Genomic DNA, 14,635 nt, shown 5'->3' with positions numbered 1-14,635 from the left:
CGACTACCCTGCAGATGGCTTGCGAGGAGCGCCGAGATTTCGCCGATCTGCTTGCCGGACTATCACCACAGCAGTGGGAGCAGCCCAGCCTGTGTGAGCGTTGGCGTGTCAAAGACGTTGTCGCCCATGTGCTTAGTTACGACGAGCTCAGCCGCTGGCAGTTGGGGTGGCGGTTCGTCAAAGGCGGATTTTGGCCGAGTCGTATCAACGCCATCGGTGTTGCCCAGTACGCTACCCGTTCACCCGAGCAGCTGGTGGAGCTGATGCGCGCGTGTATTCCGCCGCGGGGTCTGGCATCGGGTTTCGGCGGCATGGTCGCACTGGTTGACGGAATGGTCCATCAACAAGACATCCGGCGACCGCTGGGTATCCCGCGTGCTATTCCGCCGGAGCGCATGCGCACCGTGCTGAATTACGCGTTGACGGCTCCCGCCGTGCGCGGTGCCCGCCGCAGCCGCGGTGTGCGGCTCGTCGCAACCGATCTGGACTGGAGTGTCGGCAGCGGACGCGAAGTCACCGGGCCCGCAGAAGCGCTATTGATGGCCATGGCCGCACGCCCGGATGCACTCAACCAGCTGAGTGGGTCCGGTAAAGACATTGTGGCCCAACGTATCTGCGGCGCGTCGTCGCGACGCTAATCGGGAATCGCGACCGCCGATAACGCGGCGTCCACGCTTTGATCGATGGGCAGCAGACCGGTCAACCCGCACGCCGCGACGGTGCGTGCGACGACCGGCTGCAGGGTCACCAAGCGCAGCTCGATACCGCGACCGTGGCATTGTTTTGCCTCGTCGGCGAGCACGGCGAAGGCGCAGCAGCCCATGAAATCTAGGCCGTTGGTGTCGATGACGAGCGGCCCCGGCGGGCTGACGGCGGCAGCCGCCTCACCCAGGAGTCGCCGCCAGGTGCTCTCGTTGCAGGCGTCGATTTCGCCGCCGGCGTAGATCACCACCGCTGAGCCGCTGCGTTGAGTGGTGGCCCTGAGCGTGCTGTGCATATCGCCCAGCTCCGCGACCAGACGCGTGCTCAGCGTCAAATGGTGCAGACTGCTTGGCAAAGGTTCTGCGGTGGAGAGATTCATCGTGGACTCCTGCTCGTCTGGCGCTTGACGCACCGGCGAAGGATGTCCGTCCTACACGTCTTAAGACAGACCGTGAACTTTGTAGATTTCTATTCTATAACGAGACAGGTCGGTCTGTCTATAGCACGCCGGTAAGAGTATGGTAAGGCAGCCATGACGAGCGCCGGGGTCGCGTCGACTGCGACGACGTCGGCTCGCGAACGCATCTTGAGTACGGCGTACGACCTGTTCACGCGGCGGGGCATCCGCGCGGTGGGAACCGACGAGGTGGTCGAGCGGGCCGGGGTGGCGAAAGCAACGCTGTACCGGCATTTCCCGAGCAAGAACGATCTGGTGCTAGCCGTGCTCGAACGTCGGCAACAATTGTGGACTTTCGGTTTGGTTGAGAAGCAGTCGCGGTTGCGCGGCAATACCCCCGAAGAACAACTGCTGGCGATCTTCGACGTATTCCGCGACTGGTTTGCCAACCCCGACGGCTTCGAGGGCTGTTCGTTTGTCAACGTGTTGCTCGAGTTGGGTGCCCAGCATCCGGTTGGACAGGCCAGCCTCGCCTATTTGGACAACATTCGCGACATTGTGCGTCGACGCGCCCGCGCGGCCGGGTTGTGCGACGTCGAGGACTTCGCTCGGTCCTGGCATATCTTGATGAAGGGCTCGATCGTCGCAGCGGCCGAAGGCGACGTCGAGGCGGCGCAGCGTGCCAAAGCCATGGCGCGCATGCTCATTGAGCGACATCGGGTTTCAGCCAGCTGCCCGTAGCCGTGCCGGTTTTGTCGGCGTGCTCGGCTTCCAGTTCGGCGACGGCGCGGGCGGTGCGTTCGCGCAGCAGGGCGGCAGCGATGCCACCGGCCACGACGGCGACCACCAGGGCGATCCAGGAAAACCGGGTCAGCCAGCGTTCGGCGGCAACCCCGGCGTAGTAGATCAGCGCGGTGGTGCCACCGGCCCAGCAGATGGCACCGGACACGTTTGCCAGCAGGAATCGCGGGTAACGCATCTTGAGCGCGCCGGCGAGCGGTCCGGCGAATATCCGCAGCAGCGCGATAAACCGTCCGAAAAACACCGCCCGCATCCCCCAGCGGTCGAACGTGCGCTCGGCGAGGGCGATGTGGCCGGGACTGAAATGCTTCGGGAAACGTCGGCCCAACCAGTCGAAGAGCGGCATGCCGAGTCGACGGCCAACCGTGTAACCGATCGAGTCACCGACCGCTGCGCCAATCACTCCGGCGACACCGACCCCGATGGGGTTCACCGCCAGCTCGTGGTGCGACGACATCAGTGCCGCCGTGACCAGCACGACCTCGCCGGGAAGCGGGACGCCCAGGCTTTCGATCCCTACCACGGCGCCGACCACCAAGTAGACCGCCACAGGTGGAATGGCCTGCAGCAGGGAGACCACGGTCATGGGAACAGCATGCCTGACCGGGCGCGGTCAGGCGGACCGGCCCAGGATCTGGGCCCGACGTGTCGAGGCCCAGTCCGCCACACGGAGTCGGGACTCGTGGTCACACAGCGTCAACAGCAGTGCGGCCCGCGGCACCGCGACCAACCCGTAGTCGCAGGTCCAGTCGGGGCGGGTCATCGTCCACACCAGCACGCCATCGGCCGACACGCCGTATTGGCTGAGTCTCATCCCGCCAAATTCGCCCAGCGGGGCAATACCGGTGGCTTCGGCGGTGCATCGGGACACCGCGCGAAAGCCATTCCAGACCACTTCGTGGACGTCCAGAGCGTTGTCGTAGACGTCGACCGATTCGCTATACATTGCTGTGCCGCCGAAGCCGTATGCCGAGTCGGCGTAATCGGTGGAATGCGGTGGTCGAAGTGGTGAACCTTTGAACAACAGCGCAGCCGAACATTCGGGCGGTCGCACGCTGGTGAAATAACTGTCGCCCAGTTCGGTCATGGCGGCCGGGCCGAGGGGGGTGCTGTCCCCGTCGTGCAGGAGCAGGTCGCGTGCGAAGATCGGGGGCGGTTTGGCTTTCGGCGGGCCCGCCTCGCCGGACGATGACACCGGTGCCGGCTCACGCGGCGCCAACACCGCGCGTCCCGACACCGATGTGGTGCAGGCGACCAGTGCGGCGGTCAGTGTCAGCAAGACGGCCGCGATCCGAGCGGTGACAGCGAGTTTTGTCGGCATGCTGCTCGTACGCTATCGCAGGTACCGTCTCCGGCATGCAGAAAAAGAAGCAGCATGCCGCTGACTCGCCTGCGCCGCAGTATCCGATCGAGTCGGTCGACAAGGCGTTGAAGCTGCTGTTGCTGTTGGGCGAGCGGCCCGAGATCCGGTTGAGCGAAGCCAGCCGTTATCTGGGTGTGGCATCGTCGACCGCGCACCGGTTGCTGGCGATGTTGGCCTACCGCGGATTTGTCCGACAAGATCCGGTGTCGCGGGCCTACCGTCCGGGACCGGCGTTGACCAGTGTGGCGTTCGCGATCTTCGGCCGCATGGACATTCAGCGCACCGCCACACCGGTAATGCGTGCACTCAGTGCACGTCTGCGCGAAACGGTCCATGTCGGCATGCTCGACGGCGCCGCCGTGCGGTTCATCGCCGCGGTGGAAGGGCCGAGCGCGGTCCGGGTCGCTTCGCGGTTGGGCCGCACCATGCCGGCGCACTGCACCTCGACAGGCAAGGCCATGCTCGCACAGTTGTCGGAGCAGGAACTACACCAGCTGTTACCAGACGAGAAGCTGGAAAGCATTACACCGCATTCGATTACGTCACGTACCGCGCTGGAAGCCGAACTTGCGCGGGTGCGGGAGCGCGGCTATGCGGTCAACCGCGAGGAAAGCGAGGAAGGCGTCGCGTCGGTCGCCGTGCCGATACCGACGCGCGCGCCCAGACTGGCGCTGGCGCTGAACGTCGCTGCGCCGCAGCATCGGCTGCCCAAGTCGCAATACCCCGCCGTCGCGGCAGCACTGGTGGAGGCCGCCAAGGAAATTGGCGACCAGCTGGGGTAGGTCATTCCCCGATGCGAGCGATCTCATGCCGCCAGGCGGCTTCGACGGTGAAACCCGAGCCCAGGTCCGGCAGGTCGTCCCAGTCTCGTTCGTCGATGTCGCGCAGGCTGCCGCCGGCCGCTTGCACCTGTAACGACATCCGAGCCAGCGCATCGAGGCTGATTGCCTGTAACACCGCTTGTTGCACGGTGGTTGCCGCACTGGTGATCCCGTGCCCACGGCAGATCACAATCGGCCGACCGCGCATTGCGGCAGTCATTTCCTTGCCCAGCAAGCTGTTTCGGATTAGTACTGCTCGTTTGTACACCGGCACACCGTCACGGGCCAGCCGCGCGCCCACGATGTCGTAGGCCCCGTAGATCGGCCGGAGAGCGATACCGGCGAGGTCGGCGGCGACGACGGCCGGCGGGTGCAGATGGGCGACGGCCCGGTGGTGTGGGTACGCGAGCATGGTTTCGACGTGGATAGCAAGTTCGTTGGGTACCCGGTAACCGTCGAGTTCGCCGGCGGCGGCCTCGGTGCCGTCAAAGCGGATCAGCCGGATGTCACCTGGGTGGGTAAACGCCACGCCGGTGTCGGTGTCGCTGCGGCAGCGGATCAGCAGCCGTTCGTCGTCGATGCGCAAACTGAGATGACCGAGCATGCCGTCGGCCAATCCGCGGGCGGCCGCCACCCGGCAGGCCTGGGCGATCAGTGCCCGCTGTTGCTGAAAGTCGGTCACGGCTTGGCTCCCAGCCCGAATCCGCCGTCGGGGTGGGCGGTTTCGCCGGTGATGCCGCGCGATCGGTCGGAGGCCAAGAACACAAAACTCCACGCATGGTCTTCGGCTGTGAGCGCGACGCGCAGCGGAGTGCGCGCGGCGAGGTCGCGCGCGCGGTGGGGCGTGTCGTCGAGGCGGACGGTGTCGAGCCCGAGACTGGCCAGGCCACGCAGGTCGGTGCCCAGGGTGCCGCCCGGGGCCACGCCGTTGACCCGTATCGCCGGGGCCAGTTCATGGGCGAGGGTGGTGACCAGCCCGCGTACCGCAAACTTGGACGACACATACAGTATTCCGCCGCGTCCCGGATAAAACGACGATGCCGATTCGGTCAACACGATCGACGGACCGGTTCCGGCCCGCAGCGCGGGCACAGCGGCTTTGACCGACTGCAGATGGCTCAGCACGTTGGTGTGAAACATCTCGTCGAACGCCATGGCGACGTCGTCGGCGTCGATGTCGCAGATGCCCTTGTAGAAGTCGAAGATCCCCACGCAGTTGACCAGGGTGTCCAGACCGCCGAAGGCGTCCACCGCTGCTGCGACCGCACGTTCGTTGGCGTCGCGGGCGATGGCATCCCCTTCGACGACGGGCACGTCTGGCAGCTGTTGGCGCAGCAGCGCGCATTTGTCGCTGGCGAGTTCTAGCACAGCAACTTTCGCGCCTTCAGCGAGGAAGGCATCAACCACGGCCCGGCCGATACCGGTGCCGCCGCCCACCACAAGGGCCCGCTTGCCGTCCAGCCAGCCGGTCATTGCGGTTCATCCGGGAGCAGGGGGCCGTGCGTATTGCCGACCATTGCCTCCAGTGTGCGCGTGTTCTGGCGCGTCAATGCCTCCAGCTCCAGGGCATCCAAGCTGATCGACTGCCCGGATTTGGGGGCGGCGATCAGCAGTCGGGACCCGTTGCGGGTATCGATCCTGCGCACCACCACTTCGGTGAATTCGTTTGCGATGGTGAACGATTGATTGTTCATAGGAACACCGCCAGGTTCTGCATGCGCAGCACGGATTCGTCGACGATTACAGTGCGCCGCGCGAGTTTCCATCGCGTGTCGCAATGACGCAGCACGTCTTCGCGGGCGCAGGACAGCAGCGCGGGCTCGTTCACGTCGCCGCGGCTGCGGAACAGCAGTTCGGCGGATTGCACGAGCAGATGAGTGTCGTCGGGACCGGCGAAGGTGCGCACATTGGTGATGAAGTGACGCAGCCGCGACGGCGGGTCCTCGGTCCAGGCGTGCTCGGTGGCAAACCGGGCGACCCGCCGGCACAGCGAGTGCTTGTTCTCGTCGAAGTGGGCCATCTGCGGTAACGTGTCGAACCCGGTACCGCGCGCCGTCGTGACCCGCACCGGCATGACGTAGCGGATGTCGTCGGTCAGGGTATCCAGCCACGCGTCATAGTCCTGAGCGTCGAGCAGATACGCTTCGTCGATCAGGAACTGGTGCGCCTGTAGGTGCCGAACATCATTGAACGGCAGGGGATTTCTCATAGCTTCTCCAGATAATCGGCCCACAGCCGCAGCAGCTGGCGCTGGTTGTGCTCGTTGTAGCCGACCTGTGCGTGTCCGGGCCCGTGAAACGACCCCGCGGGCAGTGCCTCGACTAGCGGGCGGTCGTCGGCGAGCAGGCCCATCCGGCTGTTCAACAGCAGCCGCCGTGCCATCGAACCGCCGGCGGTGTTGGTCAGCGATACCCAGTTCTCGACGTCGTCTTGTTCGAACATGCCCGTCGACCCGAAACACATCAGGTAGGCCTGGTAGGACTTCTGCTTGTACGCCGTGGAAGCGGCGGAGTCGACCGCGAACCACGAGCAGACTTCGGTCTCGTTTTCACTGATCGGTTGCCACAACCGGATCGAGATGAACGGCACCACGTCGTCATCGCCGTCGTGCACCTTGGGCCAGTTGTGCACGAAGCTCAGATTCGGGAAGCATGACGCGGCCGAGAACATGAACCCGTCGTCGCCGACCAGTCGTTGCTGCCTCGGTGTCCAGACGTCTTTGATCCTGCTGATCATGTCGTCGGTGTAGCCGACGTAGCGCATACGCTCGTCGAAGTTGCCGGGCGGCAGCTTGTAGGTGGTACCACCGCCGCTGCCCGCCCAGTAGGTGGCACCGTCTTTGCGTTTCTGCGCTTTGGGTTCGCGGAACAACCCGATCTCGACGATCGAAGTATGCGTGTGTGGCGTGTGATACATATCGCCGGCGAAATTCTCGGCGCCGATCTTCCAGTTGGCCTTGATCCGCCAGCGCTGAGGTCCGCGCACGTCGAGGCCGTGGCGGCTCTGCCTGGTATAGAAGTCCAGGTAGAACCTGAAGTCGCCGAGAAAGTCCTCGAGCGGTTGCGCGTGGGCGTCCATGCTGATGAAGAGCAAGCCGTTGTAGCTGTCGAACTTCGGTGCGGGCAGCAGGGTTTGGGTTTTCTTGGCAAAGCCGTCGTCGCCGCCGTAGGCCTCCCGATGAAACGGCAGGCCGATCAGTCGGCCGTCGTTGCGGTAGGACCAGCCGTGGTAGGGGCAGCGGAAGTTCGAGGCATTGCCCATCTCGGCGCGGCACACTTGCATGCCGCGGTGCAGGCACATGTTAAACAACGCCCGCACAGTGCCATTCGAGTCTCGGGTGATGATGAACGAATCGTCGAGCACCCGTCGCACCACGTAGTCGCCGTCCTGCGGGATCTCTGACTCATGCGCGACATATATCCAGGCCCGGCTGAACAACCGCTCTTTTTCCAGTTCGAAGATTCCCCGGTCGTTGTAGATGTGGGCGGGAATCATGCCGCGCCGGACGCTGTCGAAGAGTTCCACGCGCACCGCCGTTGTCTGTAATACAGAGAGATATTCTGTCATCTAGAATGCCGGTGGCTGGCGGTGCAGTCAATAGACGCCGAACATGCGGTGACTGCATCGAGCGGGCACCGGCGCTGGGAATCCCCCCGACTCTTCCACCGTGGTTGCACACCCGACGTCGCGCGGCTGAACGAAATATCCGCTGTTGCTGAGAGTTTGCTGCATGAGCTATTTCACACCGGCCGGCTGTGGAATAGTCGAAGACATCCGTTACCGTGGTCGGCACGTGTACCGCGGATACGGAAGTAATCAGCCTGTGAAGCCTGTATATGAGGAGAAACGGTCGCTCATGCTTCAGCGCTCGCCCGCCGGTCAGTTCCAGAATTTCGGGAGTCGGGTGCTGGCGTTGATCGGGCGCCAGAAGTGGCTGGATCGGCCGAGTTACCGGTTTGAGCACATGCTCAGCTACGTTTACAACGCGTTCGGCGGTGCCCGCGATCACCTCACCAACGCATTGAACGGTGTCTGGCTCGGGCATCCGGTCCATCCGGCGTTGGCGTCGCTGACCAGCGGGGCGATCGGCACGACCGTTGCACTGGACGCGATCAGCGTGTTGCCCGGACGGCCGGCCTCAGAGGTTCGTGACGCGTCGCGGTTTGCCTCGCGAGCGCTTGGCCTCGGCATCCTGGCCAACGTCGGCTCGGCGATTACCGGTGTGACCGATTGGCAGCACACTCACCAGGAGGAGCGTCGTATCGGGCTGGTGCACGGCGTGTTGAACGTCATGGCCACCGCCCTCTACCTGATGTCGTGGTGGGAGCGCCGCCGCGGCCGGCATTTTCGGGGAATCGCGATCAGCGCGCTCGGTTATGCAATCACCGTCGGTAGCGGCTACATGGGCGGTGCGTTGGTGTTCGAATCCGGTATCGGCATCGACCAATCGGGCAAGCGGCTGCGCACTCGCGACTGGACGGCGGTGCTGCCGGTGGACTCGCTGCAGGACGGCAAGCCGCAGCGGGTGGAGGTCGACGGTGTGGGATTAGTCCTGTGCCGCAACGGCGATGGAGGGGTGTCGGCGTTCGGCGAGTTTTGCCCACACCTGGCGGCGCCGATGGTTGACGGTTGGGTCGATCGCGGGCGCATCGTGTGCCCGTGGCACGGGTCACGGTTCGACGTCGAGTCCGGAGAGGTGTTGCGCGGGCCGGCGGCGGCTCCGCTGCCGTGCTATCAGACGCGGATCAACGACGGGATGATCGAGCTGCGCGGCGATGGCCAGCACGCGCTCGACGCGGCGAAGGGAGTGGCCAAGTGAACGCGTACACGGTGCTGCAAGACCACCACAAGGTGATCAAAGGGCTGGTGCGGAAAATCAGCGAGGCCCCGGCCGAGCGGCAAGACGTGCTCGACGACTTGCTGGTGGAACTGGACATCCATTTCCGGATCGAAGACGACTTGTATTACCCGGCCATGTCGGCTGCCGGCGAGCTGATTGCGGTCGCGCACGCCGAACATCGCCAAGTGATCGACCAGCTGGCAGTGCTTCTTCGTACCTCACCGAGCGCGCCGGGCTACGACGACGAATGGCATTCCTTCGCCAGGGTGCTCGAAGCACACGCTGACGAAGAGGAACGCGACATGATCCCTGCCCCGCCGCCGGTGCAACTCAGCGACGAAGAACTCGACGTGCTCGGTAACCAGATGGCCGGTCGCATCAAGGAATTGCGCGACTCGACCGTCCACAAGCTTCGGGTGAAGGGAAGAAAGGCGCTTTTGCGGGCGATGTAACCCGAACACCGCTCGACGCCGGTCATCGACGAGCGCCGTGGATGGCCGCGGGGAGGCCGCCAAACCGTAGTACCGTCACGCTTCATGGAAGCTGCCGCGAAGCGTATCGCAACCCAACGCGACATCACCGCGGAGATCGCGCGCATCGCAGCCGGCTACCGCGGGGCAGAAACCCAGCCGCGGCTGGACTACCCGCCGTATCGCAGCAGCGCGTTGCGCCACCCAGAATCTCCGTTGGTCTGGGCGGACCCGGAGGAGATCGAGCGCTGGGCCCCGTGCTTCGGCGATCGCGACGTCGAGCCGCACGACGCCGATCTCACCGCGGGGCATCGCGGCGAGCCGCTCGGGGAGCGCATCATCGTGACCGGAAGTGTCCTGGACGCGGCGGGCAGACCGGTGGCGGGGCAGCTCGTCGAGATCTGGCAAGCAAATGCCAGCGGCCGTTACCGCCACCGGCGCGACCAGCACCGGGCCCCGATCGACCCGAATTTCACCGGCGTGGGCCGGTGCCTGACCGGACCCGACGGAAGCTACCGGTTTTTGACCATCAAGCCCGGCCGGTACCCGTGGCGCAACCACCACAACGCCTGGCGTCCGGCGCATATCCACTTTTCCGTCTTCGGAACGGCTTTCACGCAGCGGCTGGTCACCCAGATGTATTTTCCGGGCGATCCGCTGCTCGGGTTCGACCCGATCTTTCAGTCAATCCCCGATCCCGCAGCCCGCAACCGGCTGATCGCCGGATACGACCATGACCTCACCCAGCCGGAGTACGCGACCGGCTACCGCTGGGACATCGTGTTGGGCGCGACGTGGACCGAGACCGATGGCTAGCCTCGTCGAGACCCCGGGCCAAACGGTGGGCCCGTTCTTTCACTGCGCCTTGCCCTTTGACGGCGACAGCCATTTGGTCGACGACGCCCGGCCCGGTGCAATCCGGTTATACGGAACGGTTTACGACGGCGCCGGCCGGGGAGTCCCCGACGCATTGGTCGAGCTGTGGCAGCCCGACTCCGACGGCAACATAGTCCAGCGGCCTGGCTCGCTGCGGCGTGACCGTCACACCTTCACCGGCTGGGGCAGGTCGGCGACTGACCCGGACGGGCGCTACAGCTTCACCACGGTGGCGCCCGGATCGCCGACCCCAGGCCGCCCGGCTTTTTTCGCGCTCACTGTGTTCGCTCGCGGGCTGTTGAACCGGCTGTTCACTCGCGCATATCTGCCGGGCGGCGACCTCGGGGCCGATCCGCTGCTAGCCGGTCTCGACACCGCCCGCCGGGACACCCTGATCTGCGATGTCGGCCCCGAGGGCGGGTATCGCTTCGACATCCATCTGCAAGGCGGCCATGAGACGGTATTTCTGGCGTATCGGGATCGGCGATGACCAATCTGCTGTGGCCCGGAGACCAGCGCGCCGGCGAATTCATGACCGACCGGGCGCTGCTGCGATCGATGGTTGCGGTCGAATCCGCTTGGCTCAGTGGGTTGGCCGACGCCGGGCTTGCCCCGGCCGAGTGCGCTGGCGTAGACCTCTCGCAACTGGTGGAGCAGCAGGATTGCGACATGCTTGCCGACGCTGCTGAGGACGGCGGCAACCCCGTCATCGGTCTGGTGGAGTTGCTTCGTCGACGGGCAGCTCCGGCGGTGGGTTGGTGGATTCACCGCGGTCTCACCAGTCAGGATGTTGTCGACACAGCGCTGATGCTGGGTGTGCGGGCCATCGTCGACCACCTGAAAAGAGTTGTCAAGAACCAGATTTCGATGCTGTCGAAGATGGCCGCCACCCATCGGCACACGGCTATGGTGGCCCGGACCTTGACCCAGCCCGCGGTACCCACAACATTCGGCGCAAAAGCCGCGGGGTGGTTGAACGGTGTCGTCGACGCCTATGATCGGTTGACTGGGCTGACCACGCCGGCTCAGATCGGCGGTGCCGCCGGAACATTAGCCGCCACAACGGAATTGGCGACGTTAAGCGATGCAGCCGACGACCCGGCGCGGATTTCGGTTCGATTGGTGCAACACACCGCCAAAGCATTGGGTTTGAGCGTGCGGACGCCGTGGCACACCACCAGGACACCGGTCACCGCCGCCGCGGACGCCCTTGTTGGCTGCACCGACGCCTGGGGGCGCATCGCCTCGGACGTGGTTGTCCTGGCCCGGCCGGAGATCGGGGAACTGCGCGAACCTGCCGGTACAAACCGGGGCGGCTCATCGACCATGCCGCACAAGCGCAATCCGGTGCTGTCCGTCTTGATCCGGCGGGCCGCCGTGGCCGCACCTTTCCTGGCAGCGACGCTGCACACCGCGGCGGCGTTGGCGAACGACGAACGCCCAGACGGCTCCTGGCATGCGGAATGGGACACGTTGCGCACGATGGCTCGCCGGACCGTTGTCGCGGGCTCGCACTGCAGCGACTTGCTGGCCGGTCTGCAGATCCATTCGGGTCGGATGGTTGACAATCTGACCGCAGCGGAAGTTTCGGGTGAACAACGAGCTATCGCCGACTTCGTCGGAAAAACCCCGTCGCCAACCTATTTCGGGGTGCTCGACCGTGTCGTCGATGACAGCTTGGCACGAGCGCAGGCGGTACTGCAGGACGACTCGTGAGCCCGCCCACCATCGGCGGATCCGACCTAGGCGGTGCACCCGACCTGCCGACGCTGGTGGTCGGGCCATCGCTGGGCACCTCCGTTCACCCATTGTGGGCGGCGACGGTCGAGCGGTTAACGGACATGTACCACGTCATCGGGTGGGATCTTCCCGGTCATGGCAGTAGCCCGCCCCCATTGCGGGCCTTCACCATCGACGATCTGGCCGCCGGTGTCGTCACACTGGTGGATCACACCGTCGGCGCACGCCGGTTCTTTTATGCCGGTGTCTCGGTGGCCGACGTCCGCGATCGCCTCGCTGAGATCAAGACCCCGATCGTCGCGGTGGCAGGCGCGAAAGACATTGCGACGCCACCGCAGTCGGTGCGATTCATCGCCGCCAATGTGGCGCGGGGGCGGTTCGTCGAAGTGGCCGACGCCGCGCACCTGGTGCCCGCCGAGCAACCCGGACGAACCGCCGAGGTGTTGGTGACGCTGCGGAAGTGACCGTTGTCGTCACCGACTCGGCTACCTTCGCTGTCGACGGTATCGAAGACGCCTTGACGATTCCGATCAGCGGCCTGGGCATAAGCGCGGCTGATCTGCCGCTCTGTTGAACTTGCATGAGCATTGACGAAATTCCAAAAACGTCGCTTATTGGGGGGACGAGGTGTGGTGGGGATGTGTCGCTCGCCTCGCGGTAGTCTGCCTACTCGAATCAAAAGCTGGGGTAGCCCGGGCTTCCCGCTGAGTCTTTTGATCAATTCTCGAACCGGGCTCGCTTCAGTAATGTGTGAGCGCGCACGTGGCCAGTCCGGCGATCGTGCACTCAAGCAGCACAGCGGATAGCGTTTCGCCGCAATGCAAAACCTGTGGACGATTATCGTACCGTGGGATGCGGACAGTCCCGAGCTGGACGGGACTCCGTGGGCCAGCTCGAAAGGCTAAGTACACCGGCGCAGTTCTGATCAATATGACGGGTCGTAACGGCGCATGGCCTCGGTGAGCCGGAACGCCTCAGCCAGCTCTGCACGGGTATCGCCGGGTACTGCGCCGAGCATCACACCATCGTGCTCGACGCTGCGCTAAGGCGCCGTTCGACGGACTGCCAAGCCCTCGGTGCGACGAACGGCAAATCGATCGCCGCGCTGCCGGCTGATGCCAGCGTTCGCGACTGCCCGTTAAGGTCTTTGGTCCTTGCAGGAATTGGGCCTTCGGCCCGAGCCGTTAGCATCAGCAACCGGCTACCATTCGGACATGACGGCGCCTACAGATTCGGCGGTTGTCGGTGTCGACGGTTGAGCGGTGACCCTGGACGCTGCCCTGTGGGCTGTCGAGGAGGCGGTCAGTCAGGACATTCCGCTGCGCGTGACGTGCGCACTCGGCGCCGAAGACGACACCGCAGGGCCGATGGGGAGCGCGCCGTTCGTCAAGCCGTCGTCGCCGTCGAGACGCCCGATAGGCCGCTGACGACAAAAATCGAGATCACCCGCGGCTCGCTGCTCGGCGCATCCCGATCGGCGGCGATGATCGGTGTTGGTACCGTCGGCTCCTATCATTTCAGGCTCGGGCGTGTCAGCTCCAGAGCGGCCCCTTTGGCGGTCTCGGCGCAGCAGGCGCGCATGCGCATCGCCCGGCTACGGGTGGTCACATGTTGGCAGTATCTCGCCTGCGGCAGTGGTTAAGCCGCGAGGCCGAGCACCGTGCATGCGCGCGGTTAGGTCGCCGATCGGCCCCCTGGCGGCGGCGCTGTTTAGACCTCGAGGTCGAACTGGTTTCGGTTCATGACGATATCTGTAACTATCTATCGACGAACGTTGCGGCGCTGCAGCTGCTGGTGATCGGTGCCTGCGGTTCCCGGCATGTGCGCGCGGTTGTCGGTGCCGCAGGCAGTCCTGCGCTGGGACACTTGGAATGCGTGGTCCCTGTTGTCGGTCATCGGCACCTGTGACGAGGAACGAGCATGATGGTGTCTATGCGTCAGGGCCGAGAGGTCAGTCACAGGGAGGGCACGCCATGATGAAGGTCTTTCTGGTCGACGACCACGAGGTAGTCCGTCGCGGGATCGTCGACCTGCTGGAATCGGATCCGGAGCTGGAAGTCGTCGGTGAAGCCGGCTCGGTTTCCGAGGCTATGGCGCGGATACCGGCGGCGCGGCCCGACGTAGCCGTGCTCGACGTCCGATTGCCTGATGGCAGCGGAATCGAGTTGTGCCGCGATTTGCTGTCAGACATACCCGACCTGCGCTGTCTCATGCTGACCTCGTTCACTTCCGATGAAGCGATGCTCGATGCGATCCTGGCCGGCGCCAGCGGCTACGTCGTCAAAGACATCAAGGGCATGGAGCTGGCGCAGGCCATCAAAGACGTCGGTGCCGGCAAATCGCTGCTGGATAACAGGGCGGCAGCGGCGTTGATGGCGAAACTGCGGGGCGCTGCCGAACGCACCGATCCGCTGCTCGGGCTGACCGACCAGGAGCGTACGCTGCTGGGGCTGCTCAGTGAGGGGCTGACCAACAAACAGATCGCCGCCCGCATGTTCCTTGCCGAAAAGACGGTCAAAAACTATGTCTCGCGTTTGCTGGCCAAGCTCGGAATGGAGCGGCGCACCCAAGCGGCGGTGTTTGCGTCCAAGTTGAACGCCACCGAGCGGCCGGTCAATTAGGCGA

General features: G+C 64.7%; 19 protein-coding genes. 11 read left to right on the top strand and 8 right to left on the bottom strand.

Features of this window, described 5'->3' with window-relative positions:
- Positions 1 to 14 precede the first annotated feature (14 nt).
- Complete coding sequence (locus tag MHEC_RS15370; RefSeq protein WP_048892980.1) at positions 15 to 638, top strand: maleylpyruvate isomerase family mycothiol-dependent enzyme; 624 nt, start codon at positions 15 to 17, stop codon at positions 636 to 638.
- Here MHEC_RS15370 and MHEC_RS15365 read toward each other — a convergent pair.
- A complete protein-coding gene (locus tag MHEC_RS15365) occupies positions 635 to 1,081 on the bottom strand; it encodes an anti-sigma factor antagonist (RefSeq protein ID WP_048892952.1) in 447 nt (148 codons plus the stop codon). The two genes, MHEC_RS15370 and MHEC_RS15365, sit on opposite strands and share 4 nt — an antisense overlap.
- Positions 1,082 to 1,234: 153 nt before the next feature.
- Between MHEC_RS15365 and MHEC_RS15360 the strand changes: the two genes are divergently transcribed.
- Entirely contained in the window at positions 1,235 to 1,840 is a 606-nt protein-coding gene (locus tag MHEC_RS15360) for a TetR/AcrR family transcriptional regulator (protein WP_048892953.1), read from the top strand.
- On the opposite strand, the gene MHEC_RS15355 is transcribed toward MHEC_RS15360, so the two are convergent.
- Positions 1,803 to 2,486, bottom strand: coding sequence for a DedA family protein (locus MHEC_RS15355; protein ID WP_048892954.1), 684 nt, complete (start codon positions 2,484 to 2,486; stop codon positions 1,803 to 1,805). The genes MHEC_RS15360 and MHEC_RS15355 overlap by 38 nt on opposite strands.
- 27 nt (positions 2,487 to 2,513) lie before the next feature.
- A complete protein-coding gene (locus tag MHEC_RS15350; protein ID WP_048892955.1) occupies positions 2,514 to 3,221 on the bottom strand; it encodes a sensor domain-containing protein in 708 nt (235 codons plus the stop codon).
- A gap of 35 nt (positions 3,222 to 3,256) precedes the next feature.
- Between MHEC_RS15350 and MHEC_RS15345 the strand changes: the two genes are divergently transcribed.
- On the top strand, positions 3,257 to 4,045 hold the full coding sequence (locus MHEC_RS15345) for an IclR family transcriptional regulator (protein WP_048892956.1): 789 nt from the start codon (positions 3,257 to 3,259) through the stop codon (positions 4,043 to 4,045).
- 1 nt (position 4,046) lies between these two features.
- Here MHEC_RS15345 and phtC read toward each other — a convergent pair whose 3' ends face one another.
- From phtC to MHEC_RS15320, 5 genes are read right to left on the bottom strand one after another with little or no spacing between them, the layout of a single operon-like run.
- Positions 4,047 to 4,766: a 3,4-dihydroxyphthalate decarboxylase gene (gene phtC, locus MHEC_RS15340; RefSeq protein WP_048892957.1), complete on the bottom strand. Its 720-nt coding sequence runs from the start codon at positions 4,764 to 4,766 to the stop codon at positions 4,047 to 4,049.
- Complete coding sequence (gene hcaB / locus MHEC_RS15335; RefSeq protein ID WP_048892958.1) at positions 4,763 to 5,557, bottom strand: 3-(cis-5,6-dihydroxycyclohexa-1,3-dien-1-yl)propanoate dehydrogenase; 795 nt, start codon at positions 5,555 to 5,557, stop codon at positions 4,763 to 4,765. Before hcaB ends, phtC begins: the two co-directional genes overlap by 4 nt.
- Positions 5,554 to 5,778, bottom strand: coding sequence for a dihydrodiol dehydrogenase (locus tag MHEC_RS15330; protein WP_082169982.1), 225 nt, complete (start codon positions 5,776 to 5,778; stop codon positions 5,554 to 5,556). The genes hcaB and MHEC_RS15330 overlap by 4 nt, the downstream gene beginning before the upstream one ends.
- On the bottom strand, positions 5,775 to 6,293 hold the full coding sequence (locus MHEC_RS15325; RefSeq protein WP_048892959.1) for a 3-phenylpropionate/cinnamic acid dioxygenase subunit beta: 519 nt from the start codon (positions 6,291 to 6,293) through the stop codon (positions 5,775 to 5,777). Before MHEC_RS15325 ends, MHEC_RS15330 begins: the two co-directional genes overlap by 4 nt.
- Positions 6,290 to 7,579, bottom strand: a complete 1,290-nt coding sequence (locus MHEC_RS15320; protein ID WP_235434947.1) for an aromatic ring-hydroxylating dioxygenase subunit alpha — start codon at positions 7,577 to 7,579, stop codon at positions 6,290 to 6,292. The genes MHEC_RS15325 and MHEC_RS15320 overlap by 4 nt, the downstream gene beginning before the upstream one ends.
- A 361-nt stretch (positions 7,580 to 7,940) precedes the next feature.
- Here MHEC_RS15320 and MHEC_RS15315 point away from each other — a divergent pair, with 361 nt between their 5' ends.
- From MHEC_RS15315 to dosR, 8 genes are all read left to right on the top strand, one after another.
- Positions 7,941 to 8,903, top strand: a complete 963-nt coding sequence (locus MHEC_RS15315; RefSeq protein ID WP_048892961.1) for a Rieske (2Fe-2S) protein — start codon at positions 7,941 to 7,943, stop codon at positions 8,901 to 8,903.
- A complete protein-coding gene (locus MHEC_RS15310) occupies positions 8,900 to 9,376 on the top strand; it encodes a hemerythrin domain-containing protein (RefSeq protein WP_048892962.1) in 477 nt (158 codons plus the stop codon). The genes MHEC_RS15315 and MHEC_RS15310 overlap by 4 nt, the downstream gene beginning before the upstream one ends.
- Positions 9,377 to 9,460: 84 nt before the next feature.
- Positions 9,461 to 10,210: a protocatechuate 3,4-dioxygenase subunit beta gene (gene pcaH, locus MHEC_RS15305; protein ID WP_048892963.1), complete on the top strand. Its 750-nt coding sequence runs from the start codon at positions 9,461 to 9,463 to the stop codon at positions 10,208 to 10,210.
- Positions 10,203 to 10,760 (top strand): protocatechuate 3,4-dioxygenase subunit alpha, encoded by a 558-nt coding sequence (pcaG, locus tag MHEC_RS15300; RefSeq protein WP_048892964.1) that lies wholly within the window; start codon positions 10,203 to 10,205, stop codon positions 10,758 to 10,760. Before pcaH ends, pcaG begins: the two co-directional genes overlap by 8 nt.
- Positions 10,757 to 11,986: a lyase family protein gene (locus MHEC_RS15295; RefSeq protein ID WP_048892965.1), complete on the top strand. Its 1,230-nt coding sequence runs from the start codon at positions 10,757 to 10,759 to the stop codon at positions 11,984 to 11,986. The genes pcaG and MHEC_RS15295 overlap by 4 nt, the downstream gene beginning before the upstream one ends.
- On the top strand, positions 11,983 to 12,474 hold the full coding sequence (locus MHEC_RS15290; RefSeq protein WP_048892966.1) for an alpha/beta hydrolase: 492 nt from the start codon (positions 11,983 to 11,985) through the stop codon (positions 12,472 to 12,474). The genes MHEC_RS15295 and MHEC_RS15290 overlap by 4 nt, the downstream gene beginning before the upstream one ends.
- A 798-nt stretch (positions 12,475 to 13,272) precedes the next feature.
- Positions 13,273 to 13,437, top strand: a complete 165-nt coding sequence (locus tag MHEC_RS15285; protein ID WP_160315065.1) for a hypothetical protein — start codon at positions 13,273 to 13,275, stop codon at positions 13,435 to 13,437.
- 546 nt (positions 13,438 to 13,983) lie between these two features.
- Positions 13,984 to 14,631, top strand: a complete 648-nt coding sequence (gene dosR / locus MHEC_RS15280) for a hypoxia response regulator transcription factor DosR/DevR (RefSeq protein WP_048892968.1) — start codon at positions 13,984 to 13,986, stop codon at positions 14,629 to 14,631.
- Positions 14,632 to 14,635: the final 4 nt, after the last annotated feature.

The sequence above is a fragment of the Mycobacterium heckeshornense genome, from assembly GCF_016592155.1.
GTDB classification, from domain to species: domain Bacteria; phylum Actinomycetota; class Actinomycetes; order Mycobacteriales; family Mycobacteriaceae; genus Mycobacterium; species Mycobacterium heckeshornense.
The sequence above is the reverse complement of the archived record's forward strand: the minus strand, read 5'-3'. Positions and strand labels throughout refer to the sequence as shown.